The organism is Micromonospora sp. D75, from assembly GCF_018070405.1.
GTDB lineage: Bacteria > Actinomycetota > Actinomycetes > Mycobacteriales > Micromonosporaceae > Micromonospora > Micromonospora chalcea.
The window spans coordinates 1-2,987 of the sequence record NZ_JAGPXV010000682.1; the positions used below are offsets into that span (position 1 = coordinate 1).

Here is a 2,987-nt window from a genome sequence, read left to right on the forward strand (position 1 = left end):
GCGTAGGACAGCAACAGTCCGGACACCACCACCGCGAGCACGCCGCTGGCGTGCACCGCGTCGGCGAGCAGGAACGCCACGAACGGGGTGAGGATGCTCAGCCCGCCCTCGCGCATCGGGTCGTCGACGTGCTTGCGGATCAGCACCACGACCGCGCCGACGAGCAGTCCCGCGGCCACGCCGCCGGCCGACTTGCCGATGAACTCGCCGGTGAGCAGCAGCGGCCCGGGCACCGTCCCGCCCGCGATCACGCCGGCCGCCACGGCGAAGAGCACGAGCGCCGTACCGTCGTTGACCAGGCTCTCCGCGCGCAGCGTGGTGAGGATGCCGCGCGGCATCCGTTTGGCCAGGCCGGCCACGGCGGCGGCGTCGGTGGGGGCCAGGACCGCGCCGAGCACCCAGGCGGCGGACGCCGCCACGCCGAGAGCCTGCGCGGTGAACGCGACAGCGGCCATCGTGATGATCACCAGCACGACGGCGAGGCCGATGATCACCACCAGGTTGGCGCGGATCTCGCGCAGGCTGATGACCAGACTCTCCCGGTAGAGGATCGCCGGGAGGAACAGCACCAGCACGACCTCGGGTTCGAGGATCAGGTTGTCGAACGGCGGCAGCAGGCCGATCAGCGCGCCCATGGCGATCAGCAGCACGGGCGGCGCGACGCTGTAGCGACCGCCGATCGTGGTCCCGACGAGCACTGTCGCGCCGAGCACCGTGATCAGCAGGAGTGCTTCCACGCCGTACCCCCGTCACCGTTCCCCCGGGTCCCTACCGTGCCCCACGACGGCGCCCGGACGGGGCGGAATCGGTGATCGTTACTCGAAGCGGGCCGGGTCTCCGGCGCCGCGACGCAGGATCTCCGGCTCCTCGCCGGACAGGTCGACCACGGTGGTCGGCTCGAGCCCGCAGTCACCGGCGTCGACCACGGCGTCGATCAGGTGGTCGAGCCGTTCCTTGATCTCCCAGCCCTGGGTCATCGGCTCGTCCTCGCCGGGCAGCAGCAGCGTGCTGGACAGCAGCGGCTCACCCAGTTCGGCCAGCAGCGCCTGGGTCACCGTGTGGCTCGGCACGCGCGCCCCGACCACCCGCCGGCGCGGGTCCTGCAACCGCCGGGGCACCTCGGCGGTGGCCGGCAGCAGGAACGTGTAGCTGCCCGGGATGACGGACTTGACCTGGCGGAAGACCGCGTTGCTGAGCTTGACGAACTGGCCGAGCTGGGCGAAGTCGGCGCACACGAGCGTGAACGGGTGCCGGTCGTCGAGCCGCCGGATCTCGCGGATGCGTTCCACGCCGTCGCGGTTGCCGATCCGGCAGCCGAGCGCGTAGCAGGAGTCCGTCGGGTACGCGATCACCCCGTCGGCGCGCAGCAGGTCCACCACCTGCCGGATCACGCGGGGCTGGGGGTTGTCCGGATGCAGGTCGTAGTACCTCGCCACGACGGCCAGCCTATGCCCGCGACCTGGCGGGCGCAGGTTTGGCCGGGGCGGTTTCCGGAAACAGGTGGGGGCCGTTCACGACAGGGGGACCGAATCATGTCCGAAGCCAGCACAGACCGCGTCACCGACCGCCCCGCGGAGGTGACCGATCCGCTGCTGTGGGACCTGGCCGCCGCGGTGGCAGACGCGCACCAGCCCGACGCCGAACGTGTCTGCGCGAGCCCGAGCTGCGCGGGGGCCGCCTGGCCCTGCGGCGCGTGGAACAACGCGCAGGCGGGGCTGAGCGCCGCCCGGGCGCCCCGGCAGTCCGCCGGCTCGCCGCAGTCCGCCTCGCGGCCCGTCACCGGACAGCCGGGCGTCAGCCGGCCCGGTGCCGCCGGTGAGCCGGGCACGGCCGCGGCACGGACCGACGCGCGGAGCCTCGCCGCCACCGCCGCCTGACGCAGCGTAGGCACACGCGTCCTCACGCCGCCCCCGGCCGCCTGGGCCCGGGGCGGCGCTCGTGCGCACCGTCGAGCCTGGTCAGCGCGCTTCGTGAGGTGATCGAAGGGTCGGTCGCGAGTGCGGGAGAGCGCTCTCTTCGGTAACAAGACATTGACGGATCCGTAACCCGAACCTTACTGTCCCTTCTCAAGAGAGCGCTCTCACGAGTGCCGCACCACCACTCCGTACCCCGCCTTCTCCTCGTGAAGGGGACCTCCATGACCCTCCTGCGGGATTTCTCTCCCGACCCCGTACCCCCGACCGCGCCCGTCCCGTCCCCGGCCCGCCGTCGCGGTCTGCGGGCGACCGCCCTCGTCGCCGCGTCCGTGCTGGCCGCCGGCCTGCTGGGCGCCGTGGTCGGCGGCGGCGGCACCGCCACCGCCGGCGCCGTCGGCGCGGGCAGCTACACCGAGTCGCTGCCGCCCGGCGCCCTGCTGCCCAAGGGCTGCGGCGCGATCAGCACCAACCCGCGCATCTTCACCACCGCCGACGCGCCCGCCGGCGCAATCCCCACGAACGACTGGTGGTCGTCGCTGATCTGGAAGCGCAACAACTGCGCCGGCAGCGAGAACCTGCACGCCCACCCGCTGGCGTTCAAGGCCGAGAACAACGGGCTCGGCCTGTCGTACACCACCACGCCCGCCATCAGCGGCACCGCGACCGGCGTCGGCGAGTTCCACTACCCGTACGGCGAGGACGTCCGCGTCGGGATGCCCGGACTGTCGGCGCCGGTGGTCAAGGCCGCCGGCTGGAGCGACTGGACGGTCACCGCCGACTGGAGCGACGGCAGCCGCACCATGCGCGCCACCATCGGCCACGGGCTGCCGTTCAGCTACTACACGGTCAGCGGCGGCACCGCGCAGCTCACCGCCACCGCGACACCCACCGTGTGGCGCAACTCCGGCGCCACCATCGGCTTCACGGTCAACGGCCACGACTACGTCGCGTACGCCCCCACCGGCGCGACCTGGACCGTCAACGGCGCCGGCATCAGCTCGACGCTGGCCGGCAAGGGGTACTTCTCGGTGGTGGGCGTCTCCTTACTCGGTGCGGGGGGGGGGGGGGGGG

General features: G+C 72.9%; 3 protein-coding genes and 1 pseudogene. 2 read left to right on the plus strand and 2 right to left on the minus strand.

Going from position 1 to position 2,987, the window contains the following annotated elements:
- Together KBX39_RS27585 and KBX39_RS27590 are read right to left on the minus strand one after the other, a co-directional pair.
- Positions 1–737, minus strand: a 737-nt coding sequence (locus tag KBX39_RS27585; protein WP_312247498.1) for a cation:proton antiporter, incomplete at its 3' end; no start/stop codon positions are given.
- A gap of 78 nt (positions 738–815) precedes the next feature.
- Positions 816–1,436 carry an L-threonylcarbamoyladenylate synthase gene (locus tag KBX39_RS27590; protein ID WP_064445853.1) on the minus strand — a complete coding sequence of 207 codons (621 nt, stop codon included), beginning with the start codon at positions 1,434–1,436 and terminating at the stop codon, positions 816–818.
- A 96-nt stretch (positions 1,437–1,532) separates the two neighbouring features.
- Here KBX39_RS27590 and KBX39_RS27595 point away from each other — a divergent pair, with 96 nt between their 5' ends.
- A complete protein-coding gene (locus KBX39_RS27595; protein ID WP_210873283.1) occupies positions 1,533–1,877 on the plus strand; it encodes a hypothetical protein in 345 nt (114 codons plus the stop codon).
- Between the two features lie 260 nt (positions 1,878–2,137).
- Positions 2,138–2,987 (plus strand): annotated as a pseudogene (locus KBX39_RS27600) (hypothetical protein); the annotation flags it as partial.

Coding starts and splice junctions, on each gene's coding strand:
- KBX39_RS27595 (WP_210873283.1), top strand. CDS start 1,533: ATGTCCGAAGCCAGCACAGACCGCGTCACCGACCGCCCCGCGGAGGTG.